The sequence below is a fragment of the Paludibacterium purpuratum genome, from assembly GCF_004363805.1.
In the GTDB taxonomy this organism is placed as follows: Bacteria; Pseudomonadota; Gammaproteobacteria; order Burkholderiales; family Chromobacteriaceae; genus Paludibacterium; species Paludibacterium purpuratum.
Map to the genome: position 1 here is coordinate 87,711 of NZ_SNZP01000014.1, position 18,731 is coordinate 106,441.

Sequence of the window (18,731 nt, forward strand, 5' to 3'; positions counted from 1 at the left end):
TCACCCGAAGTACATCGGGGAGGGCGCCGTTTTTGTTTTGGCGATTTTGGGAGCAGACATGGACCGAACTTTCTGGCAAGCCGGACACAAGCCGACCCTGTTTTCCGCTTTTTTGTATTTCGACCTCAGTTTCATGGTGTGGTCTTTGCTGGGCCCGTTGCAGGTACCGATCGCCGCCGCGCTGCATCTGTCGACCCGACAACGCGGGCTGATGGTCGCGACCCCCATTCTGGCCGGCGCCGTGCTGCGTCTGTTGATGGGTGTGCTGGTCGATCGATTCGGCGCCAAGCGGGCGGGGCAGATCGGCCAAGCGATTGTGATCGTGGCGCTCTTGGCCGCCTGGCGTCTGGGGATCGACAGCCTCGGCGCCGCGCTCTGGTTCGGCCTGTTTCTAGGTGTGGCCGGGGCTTCGTTCGCGGTGGCCCTGCCGCTGGCGTCGCGCTGGTATCCGCCGCAGCACCAGGGTACGGCCATGGGCATCGCCGGCGCCGGTAATTCCGGCACCGTGCTCAGCGCCCTATTCGCCCCGGCGCTGGCATTGGCCTACGGCTGGCAGAACGTGTTCGGCCTGGCCTGTCTTCCGCTGCTGCTGACCTTGGGGCTCTACAGCGCCTGCGCGCAAGAGGCACCCGGTGCGCCGGCGCCCAAGCGCTTGGCCGATTACCTGGCGGTGTTGAAAGAGCGGGATGCCTGGTGGCTGATGTTTTTCTACGCCATGACCTTCGGCGGCTTCTCCGGCTTCGCCAGCGCCTTGCCGGGCTACTTTCACGACCAGTTCGGTTTCGATGCCAGAACCGCCGGGCTATACACCGCCGCCTGTGTGTTTGCGGGGTCCGTGATGCGTCCGCTGGGCGGCATGCTGGCCGACCGTCTGGGCGGCGTGCGCGCCTTGCTGATGGCGTATTTGGCCTCGGCGCTGCTCATCGGCCTCGCCGGTTTCGGCCTGGGTGGCGCCGGCGCGGTATTGCTGCTGTTCGTTCTGGCCATGCTGTGCCTGGGGGCCGGCAACGGCGCGGTGTTCCAACTGGTGCCGCAGCGCTTCGGCAAGGAAATCGGCGTGACGACCGGTCTGGTCGGCATGGCCGGCGGTGTGGGCGGCTTTGCCCTGGCCGCCGGGCTTGGCGCCATCAAACAAGCCTCCGGCGGTTACGCGGCCGGTCTGTGGGTGTTCGCCGGCCTCTGTGCGCTGGCCTGGTTGAGCCTGGTGGGCGTCAAGCAACGCTGGCGCGCCCACTGGACGGTCGCCGCCGCCAGGGTGTGAAGGAGAGAAAGATGGATATGTCGCAAGTGCCTGTTCGGGCAAGACAAAAGCTGGTGGTGGTAGGCAACGGCATGGCGGGCATCCGCACCGTGGAGGAACTGCTGGCGTTGGCGCCGGAACTGTACGACATCACGGTCTTCGGCGCGGAACCGCACCCCAATTACAACCGCATCCTGCTGTCGCCGGTGCTGGCCGGCGAGCAGGCGTTTCAAGACATTATCCTCAATACGCCGCAATGGTACGCCGAGCATGGCATCGCCTTGCACATGGGTAAGACGGTGAATCGTATCGACCGAGTGCGGCGCGTGGTGATCGCCGACGATGGCACCGAGGCCGCCTACGACCGGCTGCTGCTGGCCACCGGTTCCACGCCGATCATGCTGCCGGTGCCGGGCAAGGATCTGGCCGGCGTCATCAGTTACCGCGACATCCACGATACCGAGGCGATGATGGCGGCGGCGGCCTGCAAGCGCCATGCCGTGGTGATCGGCGGCGGCCTATTGGGGTTGGAGGCCGCCAATGGCCTGCGACTGCGCGGCATGGACGTCACCGTGGTGCACTTGGGCGACTGGTTGCTGGATCGGCAGTTGGATGCCGTGGCGGGCGACTTGCTGCGCCAGGCCCTGGCGGCGCGCGGCATCGCCTTCTTGCTGGGCAAGCAGACCGCCGCGCTCGTCGCCGATGCCGCGGGTGCGGTGGCCGGGGTGCGCTTTCAGGATGGCGAGGAAATCGCGGCCGAACTGGTGGTGATGGCGGTGGGCATCCGCCCCAATACCGCCTTGGCGCAGGCCGCCGGCCTGCATTGCGACCGGGGCATCGTGGTGAGCGATGCGCTGCAGACCTTCGACCCGCGCATTTACGCGGTCGGCGAATGCGTCAGCCATCGCGGCGTGGCCTATGGCCTGGTGGCGCCGTTGTTCGAACAGGCCAAGGTGTGCGCCAACCACCTGGCGCGCCTGGGCATCGGCCGTTACCAGGGCTCGGTGCTGGCGACCAAGCTGAAAGTCACCGGCATCGATTTGTATTCGGCCGGCGACTTCATGGGCGGCGAGGGACAAGAGGAGATCGTCCTGTCCGACCCCGCCGGCGGGGTCTACAAGAAGCTGGTGATCGAGAACGACAAACTGGTCGGTGTCTGCCTGTACGGCGACACGGCCGACGGCGCCTGGTACTTCAAGCTGTTGCGCGAAGGCCGTGCGGTGAACGATCTGCGCGATAGCCTGATGTTCGGCGAATCCGCTATCGGCGACGCCGGGGTGCAAGGCCAGAGCCGCGCCGCCGCCATGCAAGACAGCGACGAAGTGTGCGGCTGCAACGGCGTGTGCAAGGGCACCATCGTCAAGGCCATTCAGGATAAAGGCTTGTTCACCCTGGACGAGGTGAAGAAGCACACCAAGGCCGCCAGCTCCTGCGGCTCCTGCTCGGGGTTGGTCGAGCAGATCCTGATGAGCGTGGTGGGCACCGATTTCCAACAAACGCCCAAGACCCGGGCGGTCTGCGGCTGCACCGACTACAGCCATGGGGAAGTACGCCAGGCCATCAAGGCGCAGCATCTGCTCTCGCATACCGAGGTCTTTCATTTCCTGGAATGGCGCACACCCAACGGCTGCGCCACTTGCCGGCCAGCCATCAATTACTACCTGCTGTCGAGCTGGCCGCACGAGGCGGTGGACGATCCGCAAAGCCGTTTCATCAACGAGCGGGTGCACGCCAACATCCAGAAGGACGGCACCTTTTCGGTCATCCCGCAGATGAAGGGCGGCGTGACCAACGCCGCCGAACTGCGCCGCATCGCCGACGTGGCCGACAAATACCAAGTCCCGATGGTGAAAATTACCGGCGGCCAGCGCATCGATTTGCTGGGGGTGAGGAAAGCGGATCTGGTGGATGTCTGGCGCGATCTGGGCATGCCCTCCGGCCATGCCTACGGCAAATCCATTCGTACGGTGAAGACCTGCGTCGGTAGCGAGTTCTGCCGCTTCGGCACGCAAAACAGCACGCAGATGGGCATCGATCTGGAGACCATGCTGGCCAATATGTGGTCGCCGCACAAAGTGAAGCTGGCGGTATCCGGTTGTCCGCGCAATTGTGCCGAGGCCGGCATCAAGGACGTGGGGGTGATCGCGGTGGAGTCGGGCTGGGAGTTGTATGTCGGCGGCAACGGCGGCATCAAGACCGAGGTGGCGCAGTTCCTGTGCAAGGTCAAAACGGCCGAAGAGGTCAAGGAGTACGCCGGCGCCTTCCTGCAGCTGTACCGCGAGGAGGCCTATTACCTCGATCGTACCGTTCACTACATCGCCCGCGTCGGGCTCGACGACATCAAAGCGCGGGTGGTGGCGGATGCCGCCAATCGCCAAGCGTTATACCAGCGCTTGCTGTTTTCCCTGCAGGGCCTGCCGGACCCGTGGGGCGAACGGGTCGCCGGTGGCGCCAAGCATGAATTCATTCCGCTCAAAGTGATTGCCTGAGGTTGCCACCATGAAGAAAGCCACCGAAAGCTGGGTGCGGGTATGCACCCTGACCGACATTCCGCCGCTGGGTAGCCGCGTACTGGCGCGCGACGACGGCGATATCGCCCTGTTCCGCACCGACGACGACCGGGTGTTCGCGCTGTTGGATCGCTGCCCGCACAAGGGCGGCCCGCTCAGCCAGGGCATGGTGCACGGCGATAGCGTAACCTGCCCGCTGCACGGCTGGCAAATCGAGCTGGCCAGCGGCGAAGCCCGCGCGCCGGACGTGGGCTGCGCGCGCCGGGTGCCGTCCAAGCTGGAAGACGGCATGGTCTGGCTCGCCTTGTAGGCCGGGACGTGCCGTCAGGACGAGGATAGACATCATGGCCAACATCGAAACCCGCTCCACCTGCTGCTATTGCGGCGTGGGCTGCGGCGTGCTGATCGAAAGCGACGGCGCGCGCATCACCGGCGTGCGCGGCGACCCCGAACATCCGGCCAATTTCGGCCGGCTGTGCGGCAAGGGGCTGTCGCTGGCGGCCAGTGCCGCCAGCGACAGCGGCCGTGCGCTTTATCCGGAAATGCGGCTGACCCGCGAAGCGGCCCGGGCGCGCGTCGCTTGGGATGATGCACTGGACAGCGTGGCCGACGGTTTCGCCCGCATCATCCGCCGCCACGGCCCGGACGCGGTGGCCTTCTACGTCTCCGGGCAACTGTTGACCGAGGACTATTACCTGTTCAACAAGTTGGCCAAGGGCGTGGTGGGCACCAACAACATCGACACCAACTCGCGCCTTTGCATGTCCAGCGCCGTCACCGCCTACAAACAAGCTTTCGGCGCCGACGGCCCGCCCACCTGCTACGACGATCTGGAGGCGGCCCACTGCCTGTTGTTCGCCGGCAGCAATATGGCGTATGCCCACCCGGTGCTGTTCCGCCGCCTGGAAGCCGCCCGCGACGCGCGGCCGGATTGCCGCTGGATCGTGATCGACCCGCGTTGCACCGATACCGCCGCCATGGCGGATCTGCATCTGCAGATCCAACCCGGCACCGACGTGGCGCTGTTTCACGGCATGCTGCACCACTTGATCTGGGAAGGGCTGGTGAACGCCGACTATGTCGCCGCCCATACCGAGGGCTTCGCCGAACTCAAGCGGCTGGTGCGCGATTACCCCCCGAAAATGGCGGCGGAAATCTGCGGCATCCGCGAGTCGGATCTGGTGACGGCCGCCGAGTGGTTCGGCCGGAGCCCGGCCAGCCTGTCGCTGTATTCGATGGGGCTTAACCAGTCGAGCCACGGCACCGACAAGAATCTAGCGCTGATCAATCTGCATCTGGCGACCGGCCAGTTGGGCCGGCCCGGCGCCGGACCGTTTTCGCTGACCGGCCAGCCCAATGCCATGGGCGGGCGCGAGGTGGGCGGCATGGCCACCATGCTGGCGGCGCATCGCGACATCGGCAATGCCGAGCATCGCCTCGACGTGGCGCGGCACTGGGGCGTGCCGGTCTCGCGGCTGTCGGATCAAGCCGGCTTGCCGGCCGTCGCCATGTTCGAGGCGCTGCGCCAGGGACGCGTCAAGGCCATCTGGATCGCCTGCAGCAACCCGGCGCATTCGCTGCCCAATCTGCCGCTGGTGCGGGAGGCGTTGGCGTGCGCCGAACTGGTGGTGGTGCAAGATGCCTTTGCCCATACCGATACCACCGCCTTTGCCGACATTCTGCTGCCGGCGGCGGGCTGGGGCGAAAAAGAAGGCACGGTCACCAACTCCGAGCGTCGTATCAGCCGCGTGCGCGCCGCCGTGCCGCCGCCGGGCGAGGCGCGGCGCGACGGCTGGATTGTCGGCGAAGTGGCGCGCCGGCTGGAGACGCTGCTCTATCCGGGGGCCGCCAGCCTGTTCTCCCACACCGACCCCGACCGTGTGTTCGACGAGCACCGCGCCCTGACCGTGGGGCGCGACCTGGACATCGGCGGACTGGACTATGCGCTGTTGGATCGCACGGGGCCGCAACAGTGGCCGCTGCCGGTCGGTGCCGCCACCGGCCTGGCACGTCGCTATACCGACGGCCGCTTCGCCACCGCCAATGGCCGTGCCCGCTTTCACGCGCCGTCCTACCTGCCGCCGGCCGAAAACGTCTCGGCGCATTACCCGTTCCGGCTCTTGACCGGGCGGCTACGCGACCAATGGCATGGCATGAGTCGCACCGGGCGGCTGCCGCAATTGTTCGCGCATAGCCCGGAACCGGCGCTGCAGATGCATCCGGAAGACGCCGAGCGACGCGGATTGGCTGCCGGCGATCTGCTGCGCGTCAGCAGCAAACGCGGCCAACTGGTACTGCCGCTGGCGTTGTCCGACGAGGTGATGCGCGGCACTTTGTTCGCCGCCATGCACTGGAACGGCCAGTTCCTCAATAGCGGCGGCGTTAATGAAGCCAGCCAGCCGGCGGTCGACGGGCAATCGTTCCAGCCGGAGCTTAAGCATGCGGCGGTCAAGGTGGCCAAGCTCGATCTGCCGTGGCGGGTAACCGCGGCGCTCTGCGACGGCGATCTTCCGGCGCTACAGGCGCGGCTCGCGCCGCTCTTGGCCGCCTGCGATTACGCCGCGCTGGGCCTCGCCGGCCAGGACGTGGTGGTGCTGCGCGCCGCGCACACGCAGGCGCTTGGCGATTGGCTGCTGCGACTGCTGGCGACGCTGGCGTTCGAGACCGGGCCGGCGGTGCTGGAGTACCGCGACGACCGGCGCGGCATGCTCAAGCGCGTGCGCTGGCAGGGCGACCGGCTGGCCGGTTTTGTGTTCGCCGGCGACGTGGCGGGGGCGGACCGGCTACTTGAGTGCCTGGTGGCCGGCGCACCCTGGCAGGGCTCGCGGCTCGCGGCCTTCGCACCGGCGGGCGCCGCCGCGCCGCGCGACCGGGTGGTGTGCCAATGCAAAGAAGTGCGCGAGTCCGCCATCCGCCAGCGCCTGGCGGATGGCGACAGCATCGAACAACTGAAGAGCGGGCTTGGCTGCGGCAGCGTGTGCGGCTCGTGCCTGCCGGAACTGAAACGCCTGGCCGCCGCGCAAGCGGCGCTGGCCTGAGAGGAAAAACGATGGGCAAAGTGACCTTGCTGGGCGCCGGCCCAGGCGACCTGGAACTGTTGACCTTGCGGGCCGCGCGCTGCCTGGCCGAGGCCGATGTGCTGTTGATGGACGAGCTGGTCAATCCGGACATCGTCGCGCTGGCGCCGCGGGCGCGCGCGATCAAGGTCGGCAAGCGCGGCGGTTGCAAGTCGACACCGCAGGATTTCATCCTGCGGTTGATGCGGCGCTACGCACTACGCGGCCAGCACGTGGTGCGGGTCAAGGGCGGCGAAGTGCTGCTGTTCGGCCGCGCGGGCGAGGAAATCGATTATCTGCGCCGGCACGGCGTCGCGGTGGAGATCGTCAACGGCATCAGTTCGGCGTTGGCCGCCGCCGCCAGCCTGGGCATGTCGCTGACCCACCGCCAGCATTGCCGGGGTGTGACGCTGGTGACCGCGCATGCGCAAGATCATAGCGAGCCGGACTGGCAGGCGCTGGCGGCCACCGGCACCACGCTTGCCATTTACATGGGCATGAGCCGGCTCGGCAGTCTGAGCCGGACGCTATTGCGCCACTTGCCGGGCAGTACGCCGGCTGCGGTGGTGCAGTGGGCCAGCACCGCGCAAGAGCGGCGGCTATGTACCACGCTGGCCGGGCTGGAGCGCGACGCGGCCCGGGCCGGCATGGGCAGTCCGGCCGTCATTCTGGTGGGAAGCGCCGTGGCCGAGGCCGTCGATGCGGCCATGCCGACAGTGCGGGACGACCTGACATTTCGGTCAGCCGGCCGTGCTGGTCTGCTAGGCTGAATCCTGCACTGACGAGGGTTTCGGGCGATCCTCGTCAGGATTGTATACATACGTTTGTATATTCTCTGTACATTTATATTCTCTTTGCATATTTCGTTAAATGGGTGATTGACCCTTACGACGAAAAATATCAAGGAGAAATAAGTGAAACGAAAATGGCAGCGTTTTCTGCTGATGCTGGCCCTGGCACTCAGTGTGCCGGCCATGGCCAGCACCGGTAGCGGGTATACCCAAACCCGCTATCCGATCGTCCTGGTGCACGGGCTGTTTGGTTTCGGCCAGATACTGGGGGTCGATTATTTCTACCAAGTGCCGGCGGCATTGAAGACCGACGGCGCCCAGGTGTTCGTGGCGCAAGTGTCGGCGACCGGCAGCAACGAGCAGCGCGGCGAGCAATTGCTGCAGCAAGTGCAGCAGATCCTGGCGATCACCGGTGCGACCAAAGTGAATTTGATCGGCCATAGCCAGGGGGCGCCGACCGCGCGTTATGTGGCGGGGGTGCGGCCGGACCTGGTGGCCTCGGTGACCTCGGTCGGTGGCGTGAACCGGGGTTCGACCGTGGCCGATGTGGTCAGCGGGCTGGCGCCGGACGGCTCGGTCAGCCGGGTGGTGGCCTTGGCGGCCGCCAAAGCGCTCGGCACGCTGCTCGCGTTCTTCTCCGGCAGCGGCGATCAACCGCAACAACCACTCGGGGCGCTGAACTCGTTGACCACGTCAGGCTCGCTGGCCTTCTCCGCCAAGTTCCCCGGCGGCGTGCCCAACACGGCCTGCGGCGAGGGCGACTACCAGGCCAACGGTATCAACTACTACTCGTGGACCGGTTCGGCCACGGCGACCAATGTCCTCGACCCGCTGTCCGGTCCGGTCGGCGCACTGGGCCTGGTATTCGGCTCGACACCGTCCGACGGCTTGGTTGCCACCTGCTCGGCCCACCTGGGGCAGGTGATCCGCGACAACTACCACATGAACCACGTCAACGAGATCAACCAGAGCTTCGGTTTGGTGGATCCGTTCGAAGTCAGCCCGGTGACCCTGTACCGTCAACAGGCGAACCGGCTGAAGAACGCGGGGCTGTGACATGCGCGCCGGCATCTTGCTGACGCTGTTTGGCGGGCTGGCGCTCGGGGGCTGGCTCTGGGCCCGCGCGGCGCCGGCGCCGATAGCGCTCGTGGCGCGGGCGCCCGCCGCCATGCAGGGTACGGCGCCATCGCAGCGCGGCACGCGGGTGGATGGTGCCGCGCGGGACGATGCCGGTGGCGCACTGCGAATCGACATGGGCTTACGCCGACTGTTCGACTATTTCCTCGCCACCTATGGCGAGCGCGATATGTCGACAATCCGCAAAGCCTTGCAGCAGAATCTGCAGCACAGCCTATCGGCCAAGGCGCTACAGCAGGCATTGGCGTTGTTCGACCGTTATGTGGCCTATCGCCAGGCGCTGGCCGGTCTCAAACTGTCGGCCGATAGCAGCGTTGCCGATCGGCTGGATCGGATCGCGGCCATTCGCCCCCGCTTCTTCTCGCCGCAAGAAGTGCAGGGTCTGTTTGGCGCGGAAGACGCTTACGACCGATTTACCGTCGCCCGACTGCGCATCCAGACGAACCCGACACTGACCGCGGCAGAGAAGCAGGCCGAGCTCGCCCAATTGGAAAGCGCCCTGCCGCCCGATCTGTTGGCGGCGCGGCGCGAACCGGTGATCCAGCTCACCTTGTCCGAGGCGGAAGCCAAGCTTCGGCAACAAGGCGGGAGCGAGCAAGACGTCTATGCCCTGCGCAGCCGCATGGTGGGGCAGGCGGCGGCAGACCGGTTGAGTCAGCTGGATCGGGAACAGGCCGCCTGGCAGCAGCGTATCGATGGCTATCTGCGTCAGCGGCAACAGATCCTGGCCGACCCGGCACGCGCGGCCGAGCAGAAACAGCAGGCGATCTCGGCACTGGAGACGGCGAACTTCAATGCTCAGGAGCGTTTGCGGCTGGGGGCTTATACGCCGTAACCGTGGTTGGTGCGTTGCTTCGCGAACGCACCCTACGGCCTACCCCCGCGATAATGCGTCTGCGTCGGCCATTTTCCCCCTACGGCTGGCGCTGGCGCACCAGCTCGTCGAGTAGCTGGAAGGTCTGTTGACTGGCCTTCTCGACGATTTCGAACTGTTGCACGATCTGCTGCTGGCAGGCCGGGTCATCCTGCCAATTGGCGGCGGATAGCCGCATGGCCTGATGCAGGGCGGCATGCAGGCGTTCATGCGGCTCGGGCAAGGCGCGAAATGCCGGCAGCCCCGCATAATCGGGCGCATCGGCGTGGTTGCGGTACCAGGTGCCAAAGGCGCTGTCGCCCGCCGCGATTTCCGCCTGCCGCCGCGGATTGTCGGACTGCTCGCCGCCCATCACGCCGATATAGCCGTTCTGTTTGAGTGCCAGCAGCTCGACTTTGGCTTGCGATGCCACGCAAATATCGTGCACATGCGCGGTGCCGGCCAAGGCCTGATCCGCGTGTTGCGCGCTTAGCTGAAAGCGTTGCTCAACGCCGGCCAAGTGTTCGCCGGAGGCATGCGCCATATCGCGCATGGCCTGGCTGATCTGGGTAATGTCGCGGGCTCGGCTGCCCAGCGTTTCCATCGCCTGGGCGATCTCGCCGGACGCGAGCTTGCTGCGCTCGGCCAACTGGCGCACGGCGTCGGCCACCACGGCGAAGCCGCGGCCCATTTCGCCGGCGCGCGCCGCTTCGATCGCGGCATTGAGCGCCAGCAGGTTGGTCTGGTCGGCGATATCGGCAATCACCTCCACCGCCCGTCCCACTTCGTCCGATAGGCTGCCGAAGTCTTGCACCGAGGTGCTGGTGCGGTCGATCTGCCCGGTAATGTCGCTGAGCGCGAGGACAATCTCGCCGATCAGCCGCTGGCTGTCGGTGGCCGCCTCGGCGTTGTCGCGCGCCAGGGTCGCCAACTGCTGCGTGGTGCCGGCAATGCCCTGCATATCGCGCTCGGTGGTGGCCAGATTGGCCAGTAGATTGCGCGAGTTGAGCACCGCCAGCCGCGATAGCAGCGCATCGCGATGTTCCGCGTCGGCATTCTCGGCCAGGATGGCGAACGAGCGGTCGGCGCGTTCAAGCGCCGTCTTGAAGCTGCCGTGCAGGCCGATCGGCTGTACGTGGCGGTGAAATTGGCCGGTGCAGGCCTTGTCGATGGCGGTCTGCTGTTCGCGGAAACACGCTTCCAGTTGATCCTGCATGTCGTTGAGCGTCCAGGCGATACGGCCGAATTCGTCTTCCGACGGGATATGGGTGATCCGCCCCGACAGCTTGCCGGCGGCCACTTGGCGCATCGTTTCGGAAATCCGCCCCAGCAAAGCGAAATCGGTTTTACTGCGCCGCACGTAGAGGTGGCCGGCGACGATGGCGGCCAACCACAGCGCCAGCAGCAGCCCATCGAAGCCGAAGCGCCAGCTGACCCAGACAAAAGCCAGTCCCTGCAGCGCACACAGCAGGATGACCGTCAGGCGCACCCTAGAGTGAAAGGACAAGCTGTTCATAACTGATGCCTTTCTGGTTTAGAACCGATTGCAGCAGGGCAATGGAGGCGGCGCAGGCATCGCGCGGGCCGGCACGTTGTTCTTCCGCCAGCATCTGGCGATACAGGTCGGCGCAAATATCCACCGCGGCGCGCTTCGGGCAGCGGCGCACCGAGTAATAACCGCAGATCCGGCCGTGCTCGTCATAGTCAGGCGTGACGTTGGCGAACACCCAATAGAAGCTGCCATCCTTGGCCAGGTTCTTCACATAGGCAAAGATTTCTCCGCCGCCGGCGATGGTGTCCCATAGCAGTTTGAAAACGCCGCGCGGCATGTCGGGGTGGCGGATGATATTGTGCTGGGCGCCGAGCAATTCGTGCTCGCTGTAACCGGAAAACTCGATGAAGATCCGATTGCCGTAGGTGATGATGCCGCGGGTATCGGTCTTGGAAACGATGAAGTCATGCTCGCGCATGACCTTTTCCTGTCGGGTAGGCGTTATTTTGTTTTTCATCTTTCTTCCTCTATACCCGCGTTGGCAAAAGGGCCAGCCGCATCGATGACCTATCTGTTTTTTAGTCGAAAGATCTGCACATCAGAAACGATTATTTCCCGGCGCGGAGTAAGTCGGTAGCGGCAAGATGGGCTGTACGCCTCATTGAGAGCGTGACAAAGCGGTCAGGTGAGTGTGCCGGCGATCTGTGGCAGATCCATCATTTTTCTTTTTATGTCCCCATGCATTTTGTCGATCTTGTCCTGCTATGACCGGCAAAAAATGCCCAATCTTGAACCTGCATTTCAAAAAAACCACCCGGTACTATTTCGGCACGATTCGGTTTAGCTCGTTCAAAGAGTGAAATCAAGTCTCCAATAGAACAGTTTTCTTACAACAAGTTCATGCGGCGCTGAGTTTATGGCTGACGGTGTTTGGCACATTGGCGCATTTGTGGTCGTTAACCATTAGGGATGGAAATGAAATCGAATAAAGCGCTTGCTGCTGAGAAACAGAGTGTACCGGTGCATGTCATTAATAGCCTGCTGGAAAGCGAAGCTGCCCCGGTTGCCTTGGATGGCGCAACCGTGCATGGCGCCGGTGAAACGCAATGGTGGTTCGATGCGCGCGATGCCAAGGACGATGCCTTGTTGGAGGCTGTGGAGAAAAGCAACTGCACCCACGTCGTCTTGAATCTTGATCAATTGGCCGGTCATCGCAGTAATAAACAAAAAGTTGTTTGGCTGGATAATATTTCCCAGCTGGAAAATTTGGAAGACGGCGTTTGGGTATTTACCGCCTCCGAAGATATTCGTCGTGCCGCTATCGCCAAGCGCTATAAAGCAGGCTTGCTGATCAGCGTGAATGACCTGGAAAAAGAATTTCCGTATTGCATCGCCGTTTGCGAACGCGGCGACGATTTTGTCGTGATCGATATCGAGCACGCCACCTATATTCCCTACGAGTTATTGCTGGCGAAAGCGGAAGGCAAAAAAACCAAGATCCTGCGCAGTGTGCCGATCAAAGGTTTGAAGAATATCGTGCAGGACGTCGATCAATCGCTGAACGCTTTTGCCACCATGGAGCAGGGTGTCGGCGTGCTGTTCAAAACCAGCCAAGTCGGCAGCATTCAATCGCTCAGCAAAAACCTGCAAGGCCGTCAATCCTCTCAGCTTTCCTTGCTGTCGGCCGAGGTGGTGGAAGTGCAGCACACCGGGCTTGGCAGCCGCGTCTGCGTGGATACCACGTCGATGATGACCGCCGAAGAAGGCATGATCATCGGCTCCACTGGCTGGGGCGGCATTTTCGTCTGCTCGGAAACCCACTACCTGCCGCACATGAACCTACGCGAATTCCGGGTGAATGCCGGCGCCGTACATTCATACATCTGGGGCAAGGACGGCACCGCGATGTATCTGAGCGAAATGGAAGCCGGCTCGGAGGTGCTGTGCACCAACAAAAACGGCACGGCCCGCGTGGTATCGATCGGCCGCGCCAAGATCGAGCGCCGGCCGCTGTTGAAAATCAAATGCCGCGTGCCGCTGTCGCAGGTCGACGAGCGCATCGCCGAGGCGGCGCGCAAAGACGCGCTGCTCAAGCGCAACGTCACCCCCAACGGCGAATCCATCGCCAGCGCCGACGAAAACTACATCTATCTGAACACCTTCCTGCAAAACGACTGGCATGTGCGCGTGATGGGCGACGACGGCAAGATCCGCCATTGCACCTTGCTGCAGCCTGGCGACCGGGTCATGGCTTATGTCGATCTGCCGGGCCGTCACACCGGTTTGCGCGTGACCGAGCACATTCTGGAAAAGTGAGGCAGCGATGAACATCGGCAAAAAATCCCGGTTGGCCCGGTTGTTTCACCCGGTATCGGGCCGCGGCGTGATCGTGCCCTTGGACCATGGCGCCACGCTCGGTCCGATCCAAGGGCTGACCGACCCCGCGCAATGCATCGCCAAGCTGTGCGGCGATCTTTCGCTGGTGCAGGGCCTGGTGCTGCATCGCGGCGTGCTGGAACAAGTCAGCAGCGTGCTGTCGCCCTATGACCTGCCGGCGCGTGTATTGCACTTGTCGGCGTCGACGGCGGTCAGCCCCAAGGTGACCGAGAAAGCGCTGGTGGCCAGCGTGGAGGACGCCTTGCGTATGGGGGCGGACGCCGTCTCGGTGCACGTCAATCTGGGCGTGGACGCCGAACCGGACATGCTGCGCGATTTCGGCCTGGTGTCGTCGTATTGCCAGCAATGGGGCATGCCGTTGCTGGCCATGATGTACACCCGCGTCGACGGTCAGGTGTCCAACGCCACCGCCCATGTGGCGCACGCCGCGCGGCTGGCGGCGGAGATGGGGGCGGACCTGGTCAAGGTCGGCTATCCCGGCTCGGCCGAGGCGATGGAAGAGGTGGTGGGCGGCTGCTTCATCCCGGTGCTGATCGCCGGCGGCGAGAAGTGCGCCGACAACCAACAAGCGCTGCAGATGGTGGCGCAGGCCATCGCCGGCGGCGCGGCCGGTGTCTGCATGGGACGCAATGTCTTCCAGCAGGAACATGCCGCCGACTTCATCAACGAGGTGGGGCTGGCCGTGCATGGCTGGCGGCCGGCTTTGGACCGTCACGTACCGCAGACGGCCGCATCCTGACTTTTATGGAGAACGATGCGCGATGAAAGTGGGCGTCATTGGAGCGAGCGGCGTTATCGGCCGCAGTCTGCTCCCCAAGCTGCAGGCCCGGGGTATGGCGGTACGCTGCATCGTCCGCCCCGGTAGCGAGCGCGCGCTGCCGGACGGCGCGCTGGAAGTGGCCGAGGCAGACCTGCTGGACGCCTCGGCGCTGGCGCAGGCCCTGCAGGGCCTGGATGCCGTGGTCAATCTGGCCACGCGCATCCCCGGCGCCGGCGGCGACTGGCAGCAAAACGATCTGATCCGCACCGAAGGCACGCGTTGCCTGCTGGCGGCGCTGGCTCAGCAATCGCAGCCGTGCCGCCTGGTGCAGCAAAGCATCGCCATGTTGCACCAATCCCCCCACTTGGCCGACGAAAGCGACGAACTGTGCGGACAGGGGAACTTGGCTTCGGCCTTGTGGATGGAGGCCGCGGTGCAGACTTCCCCGCTCGACTGGGTGTTGCTGCGCGGTGCGGCCCTCTATGGGCCGGGCACCGCTCGCGACGATGGCTATTTCGCTCGGATCCGCGACGGCGAGGTGGCCTTGCCGCTCGAACCCGGCCGCTATCTGAGCCTGATCCACATCAACGATTTGGCTTGCGCGTTCGCCACGGCGCTCACGGCGCCCGCGCGTCAGGCGTATATCGCCAGCGACGACGCGCCGCTGACCTACCGTGCGCTCTTTGCCGGCATGCGCCCCTGCGGCAGCGCCAAAGCCGACGCGAGCCCTTTGGCCACCCTGCCGTCATTCCGCGTGAGCAACCGCCGACTGAAGTGCCTGGGCTGGCAGCCCTGCTATCCGAACGTTTTCGCCCATTGGCATCCGAGCGCGGGTCGGGCCTGGCCATTGGCAACCATTACTGTTTGAGGAGTTGTTTTGAATACTTTGACTATGACAATGAGCCGTTCCTGGCTGTTGGTTGGCTGGGTGACGATTTTCCTGGTGGGGACGGACCTGTTCGTCGTGGCGCCGTTCTTGCCCGGCATCGGTCAGGATCTGCACCGACAGGCTTCGTCATTGACCATGCTGATCAGTATTTTCAGCATCGTCTACGCCATTGCCTGCCCGATTCAGGCGCGCTTCGCCGAGCGTTTCGGCGTGGGCAACGTGCTGTTGTTCGGCATCCTGACCCTGGGGCTGGCCAACCTCTACACCGCGTTGGCGCAAGACCTGCCCAACCTGCTGTTGAGCCGGGGCCTGGCCGGGCTTGCCGCCGCCTCCATCTCGCCGATGATCTACGCGCTGACCGCTAACCGCACCCGGCCGGAAGAACGCGCGGGCAAGCTGGCGCTGATCAACTCCGGCCTGGTCATCGCGCTGATCCTGGGCGCGCCGCTCGGCCTGGTGCTGGGCGCGCATTCCGGCTGGCGTCCGGTGTTCGCCCTGTTGGCGCTGGCGTTCCTGCTGGTGTGGCCGGTCAACAAAATGACCTGGCAAAGCGAAATCGGCGGCGGTGCGGCCAAGGGCAAGTCGGCGACCGAGCATCTGTCGTCGGCCTGGGTGTTCTTCCTGTGCATGATTTGCTGGGCGGCCAGCGTGTATGCCACCTACACCCTGTTGTCGTCCGCCATGTCCAACGAGTACCACGTCTCCGAAGGCGATCTGGCGCTGGTGTTGACCAGCTACGGCGTCGGCGCCGCCCTGGGCGGCATCCTCGGCGGCAAGCTGGCCGACCGCATCGGTGCGTCGTCCATGGTGCGACTCGCCTTCAGCCTGATGATCGTTACCTTGCTGCTGTTGACGGCGGTCTACCAGACCCACCAACTGGGCTGGCTGTCGCTCAACCTGTTCCTGCTGGCGCTGGTCGCCTACGGCTTCTTCCCGGCGCTGCAAGCCTGCGCCGCGCAGATCTTCGTGACGCGCCGTCCCACCGTGATGGGCCTGCTCAGTAGCTGCCTGTACATCGGCATCACCCTGGGTTCGTCGGTCGGCGGCAAGCTGTTCACCGCGGGCGGCATGGCGCTGGTGCAACGCTACTCCATCGCCATGGCCGTGCTCGGCCTGATCCTATCGATGTTTATCCGCGGCAAACGCCGGGCGTAGTCAATCAAAAGAGATGGCGATCGAACCATGATGAGACCGATGATGAATCCGCATTCGCAAGCCGTGCGCGAAGCGCTATACGCCGATTCGGCGCTCGGTATCGGCAACTTCCTGTTCAAGGTGCTGGAACAGGATGTCGACCGGGAGGGGGTACTGTTCTCGCTAGAGCAACCGTTCGCCACACCGCGCGGTACCTGCTTCGAGCAACTGTCGTTGACCGACCTGTACCGGGCCGTGGCCGAACTGGCCGCCTGGTATCAACAGCTGGGCGTGCGCGCCGGCGAAATCGTGCTGACCTATACCGGCGAAGGCATTTCGCAATTCCTGCACTTCCTGGCGCTGACCAGCCTCGGCGCCATCCCGGCGCCGGTGAATTGCAATATGCGGCCGGACATCGTCCTGCTGTACCACCGCAAATACCGTTTCGACTGGCTGGTGTACGACCGCCATGCCCAGAGTGCCGAACTGGCGCGGTTGGCGGCCGGGCAGCGCGGCATTCACGCCTGCGATGGCGCCGATCCGTCTCTGCCGGCGCAGCCGGAAGGCGATTGGCCGATGCAGTACCGCCACGACGTCACGGTCATGATCTGCCATAGCTCGGGCACCACCGGCGTGCCCAAGGCGGTGCTGTTCGGCCATCAGCAGTTTTTCCACGGCAAGCGCGAGCGCCTGCTGCAGTTCTGGCAAGCGGATCGGGAGCGCATGCTCAGCGCCCTGCCGCACTCGCATTCGGCCGGCGTCAGCTATCTGATGACCGCGGTGTTGCTCGGTATGCCCACCCGGGTGCTGACCCACTTGACCAGCCCCGCCCTGGCCGACGAGATCGCCGCCTTCGAACCCAGCGTCATGGCCGGTTTCTCGCAAAGCTACGCGGCGTTGGCCGAGGCCCATCCGCGCGACAACGCCTTCCCGTCGCTACGTCGTTTCTTCAATACCGGCGACACCGCGCACGAAACGCATATCCGCGCCCTGCTGGAAGCGGCGCCCGAGGCCGCCTTCCATGACGGCTTCGGGGCCTCCGAACTCGGCATGGCCTTGTTCAGCAAAGTCTCGCGCCGCGGCCGGATCGCCACCGGTCGCTGCGTCGGCCGGCCGGTACCGTTTGCCCGGGCGCGCATCGAGGACGATTTGGGCCGGGTGTTGCCGCAGGGGGAGATCGGCTATATCGCCGTTCAATCGCCCACCATCACCGCCGGCTATTTCCTCGACGACAGCCTGACGGCCCGCTGCCGACGGCCGGAGGGTTACTGGCTGACCGGCGACGTCGGCTACCTGGATACGGACGGTGCCTTCGTGCACCTGGATCGGGCGGTCGACGTCATCCACAGCGCGCGTGGGCCGGTGTACACGCTGCAACTGGAAGAAACCGTGCTGCGTCAGTGCCAAGTGGACGACATCACCGTGGTCGGCGTACCGCTCAGCCCGCGTCGTTGCGAAATGGTGGTGGCGCTGCTGCGGCCGACGGCGGCGCGCGCCGTGGTGCTGTGCCACGAGGTCGCCGCCGTGCTCGCCGCCAGCCTGCCGGCCGACGTGCCGTACACGGTGGTGAATCTGTCAGCCGATGCCGAACTACCCACCGGAGCGACCGGCAAGGCGCTCAAGCGCGTCATCCGCGACCGTTTCTGGCAAGACCTCAACCAATATCGCCGCGGCGACCGGGACACCTATCAATATGTCCTGCAAGTCCGGTCGGACTCCGACACCCTCACGCTCAAGAGACCCATGCAAATGCTCGAAGCCAAGAAAACCCTGGAAGCCGAGAAAGCCAAATTGATTGCCAAGCTGCAATCGCACCCGTTCTTGACCCGTTGCCGCGCGGGGCAGGCCTCGCTTGACGAACTGAAGTACTTCCTGGTGCAGCAGGGGCATTACAGCGGCTATTTCACCCGCTACCTGTGCGCGATGATGGCCAATCTGCCCAGCAACGTGGAAGTGTTCGAGCTGGCGGAAAACCTGTTCGAAGAGCTGGGCTTCGCCGGCAGCGACGAAACGCCGCATTACCTGCTGTATCGCAAGATGCTGACCGATTTCGGCCTCAGCCTGGAATCGCCGGCGCCCAACCCGGCCACGCTTGGCCTGATCGACGCCATGTTCGCCCATTGCCGCGACCCGCAGCCCAGCGTCGGCCTGGCCGCGCTCTGCCTGGGGGCCGAAGCCCTGGTGCCCGCCATGTACGCCGACATCATCGCCGGCTTCGAAGCGCACGGCGTCGAGGCGGAGACCATTCGATTCTTCCACCTGCATGTACAATGCGACGACGGCCACGCCGAGACCATCGAGAACATCCTGGTCGAGATGGTGGAGAAGGACAGCAGCCAGCTTGAGGTCATCATCGCCGCCGGCCATGCGCTGGTCGACGCGCGACGGGATTTCTTCACTGCCGTCGAACAGGCGTACAGCCCGTCCGCCGAGCAGGCCGTGGCTTCCGTTTAACCACCGACCGACCCAAGG

At 64.6% G+C, this 18,731-nt stretch carries 14 protein-coding genes and 1 pseudogene; 12 read left to right on the top strand and 3 right to left on the bottom strand.

The genetic code is table 11. The annotated features are described in order from the left end of the window. Positions 1 to 58: 58 nt before the first annotated feature. The 7 genes from DFP86_RS16010 (at position 59) to DFP86_RS16040 (ending at position 9,569) form a co-directional block, all read left to right on the top strand. The gene (locus DFP86_RS16010; RefSeq protein ID WP_133683094.1) at positions 59 to 1,261 is read left to right on the top strand and encodes a nitrate/nitrite transporter; all 1,203 of its coding nucleotides are present in this window, start codon (positions 59 to 61) and stop codon (positions 1,259 to 1,261) included. Between the two features lie 11 nt (positions 1,262 to 1,272). Then, positions 1,273 to 3,729 carry a nitrite reductase large subunit NirB gene (gene nirB, locus DFP86_RS16015; RefSeq protein WP_243729422.1) on the top strand — a complete coding sequence of 819 codons (2,457 nt, stop codon included), beginning with the start codon at positions 1,273 to 1,275 and terminating at the stop codon, positions 3,727 to 3,729. Between the two features lie 10 nt (positions 3,730 to 3,739). Next, positions 3,740 to 4,060 carry a nitrite reductase small subunit NirD gene (gene nirD / locus DFP86_RS16020; RefSeq protein WP_133683096.1) on the top strand — a complete coding sequence of 107 codons (321 nt, stop codon included), beginning with the start codon at positions 3,740 to 3,742 and terminating at the stop codon, positions 4,058 to 4,060. A gap of 34 nt (positions 4,061 to 4,094) precedes the next feature. Then, a complete protein-coding gene (locus DFP86_RS16025) occupies positions 4,095 to 6,788 on the top strand; it encodes a nitrate reductase (RefSeq protein WP_133683098.1) in 2,694 nt (897 codons plus the stop codon). 11 nt (positions 6,789 to 6,799) lie between these two features. Next, positions 6,800 to 7,576, top strand: coding sequence for a uroporphyrinogen-III C-methyltransferase (cobA, locus tag DFP86_RS16030; protein WP_133683100.1), 777 nt, complete (start codon positions 6,800 to 6,802; stop codon positions 7,574 to 7,576). Between the two features lie 144 nt (positions 7,577 to 7,720). Continuing rightward, a complete protein-coding gene (locus DFP86_RS16035) occupies positions 7,721 to 8,653 on the top strand; it encodes a lipase family alpha/beta hydrolase (protein ID WP_208108365.1) in 933 nt (310 codons plus the stop codon). Between the two features lies 1 nt (position 8,654). Further along, positions 8,655 to 9,569 carry a lipase secretion chaperone gene (locus DFP86_RS16040; RefSeq protein ID WP_133683102.1) on the top strand — a complete coding sequence of 305 codons (915 nt, stop codon included), beginning with the start codon at positions 8,655 to 8,657 and terminating at the stop codon, positions 9,567 to 9,569. A 79-nt stretch (positions 9,570 to 9,648) separates the two neighbouring features. Here the strand turns inward: DFP86_RS16040 and DFP86_RS16045 are convergent, their stop codons facing one another. The 3 genes and pseudogenes from DFP86_RS16045 to DFP86_RS16050 form a co-directional block, all read right to left on the bottom strand. Continuing rightward, positions 9,649 to 10,803: a methyl-accepting chemotaxis protein gene (locus DFP86_RS16045; protein WP_424991635.1), complete on the bottom strand. Its 1,155-nt coding sequence runs from the start codon at positions 10,801 to 10,803 to the stop codon at positions 9,649 to 9,651. Beyond that, positions 10,795 to 11,103: pseudogene (locus tag DFP86_RS19870) on the bottom strand (HAMP domain-containing protein); the annotation flags it as partial. The pseudogene DFP86_RS19870 and the gene DFP86_RS16045, both read right to left, overlap by 9 nt. Then, the gene (locus tag DFP86_RS16050) at positions 11,078 to 11,596 is read right to left on the bottom strand and encodes a PAS domain-containing protein (protein ID WP_133683104.1); all 519 of its coding nucleotides are present in this window, start codon (positions 11,594 to 11,596) and stop codon (positions 11,078 to 11,080) included. The pseudogene DFP86_RS19870 and the gene DFP86_RS16050, both read right to left, overlap by 26 nt. 458 nt (positions 11,597 to 12,054) lie before the next feature. Here DFP86_RS16050 and DFP86_RS16055 point away from each other — a divergent pair, with 458 nt between their 5' ends. From DFP86_RS16055 to DFP86_RS16075, 5 genes are read left to right on the top strand one after another with little or no spacing between them, the layout of a single operon-like run. Next, positions 12,055 to 13,395, top strand: a complete 1,341-nt coding sequence (locus DFP86_RS16055; protein WP_166642308.1) for a 3-dehydroquinate synthase II domain-containing protein — start codon at positions 12,055 to 12,057, stop codon at positions 13,393 to 13,395. A gap of 7 nt (positions 13,396 to 13,402) precedes the next feature. Further along, entirely contained in the window at positions 13,403 to 14,215 is an 813-nt protein-coding gene (locus tag DFP86_RS16060) for a 2-amino-3,7-dideoxy-D-threo-hept-6-ulosonate synthase (RefSeq protein ID WP_133683108.1), read from the top strand. 22 nt (positions 14,216 to 14,237) lie between these two features. Further along, positions 14,238 to 15,104: an NAD-dependent epimerase/dehydratase family protein gene (locus DFP86_RS16065; protein WP_166642309.1), complete on the top strand. Its 867-nt coding sequence runs from the start codon at positions 14,238 to 14,240 to the stop codon at positions 15,102 to 15,104. Positions 15,105 to 15,134: 30 nt separating this feature from the next. After that, a complete protein-coding gene (locus tag DFP86_RS16070; RefSeq protein ID WP_166642310.1) occupies positions 15,135 to 16,280 on the top strand; it encodes an MFS transporter in 1,146 nt (381 codons plus the stop codon). A 27-nt stretch (positions 16,281 to 16,307) separates the two neighbouring features. Further along, positions 16,308 to 18,713: an AMP-binding protein gene (locus tag DFP86_RS16075; protein ID WP_133683114.1), complete on the top strand. Its 2,406-nt coding sequence runs from the start codon at positions 16,308 to 16,310 to the stop codon at positions 18,711 to 18,713. The last annotated feature ends 18 nt before the right edge of the window (positions 18,714 to 18,731 follow it).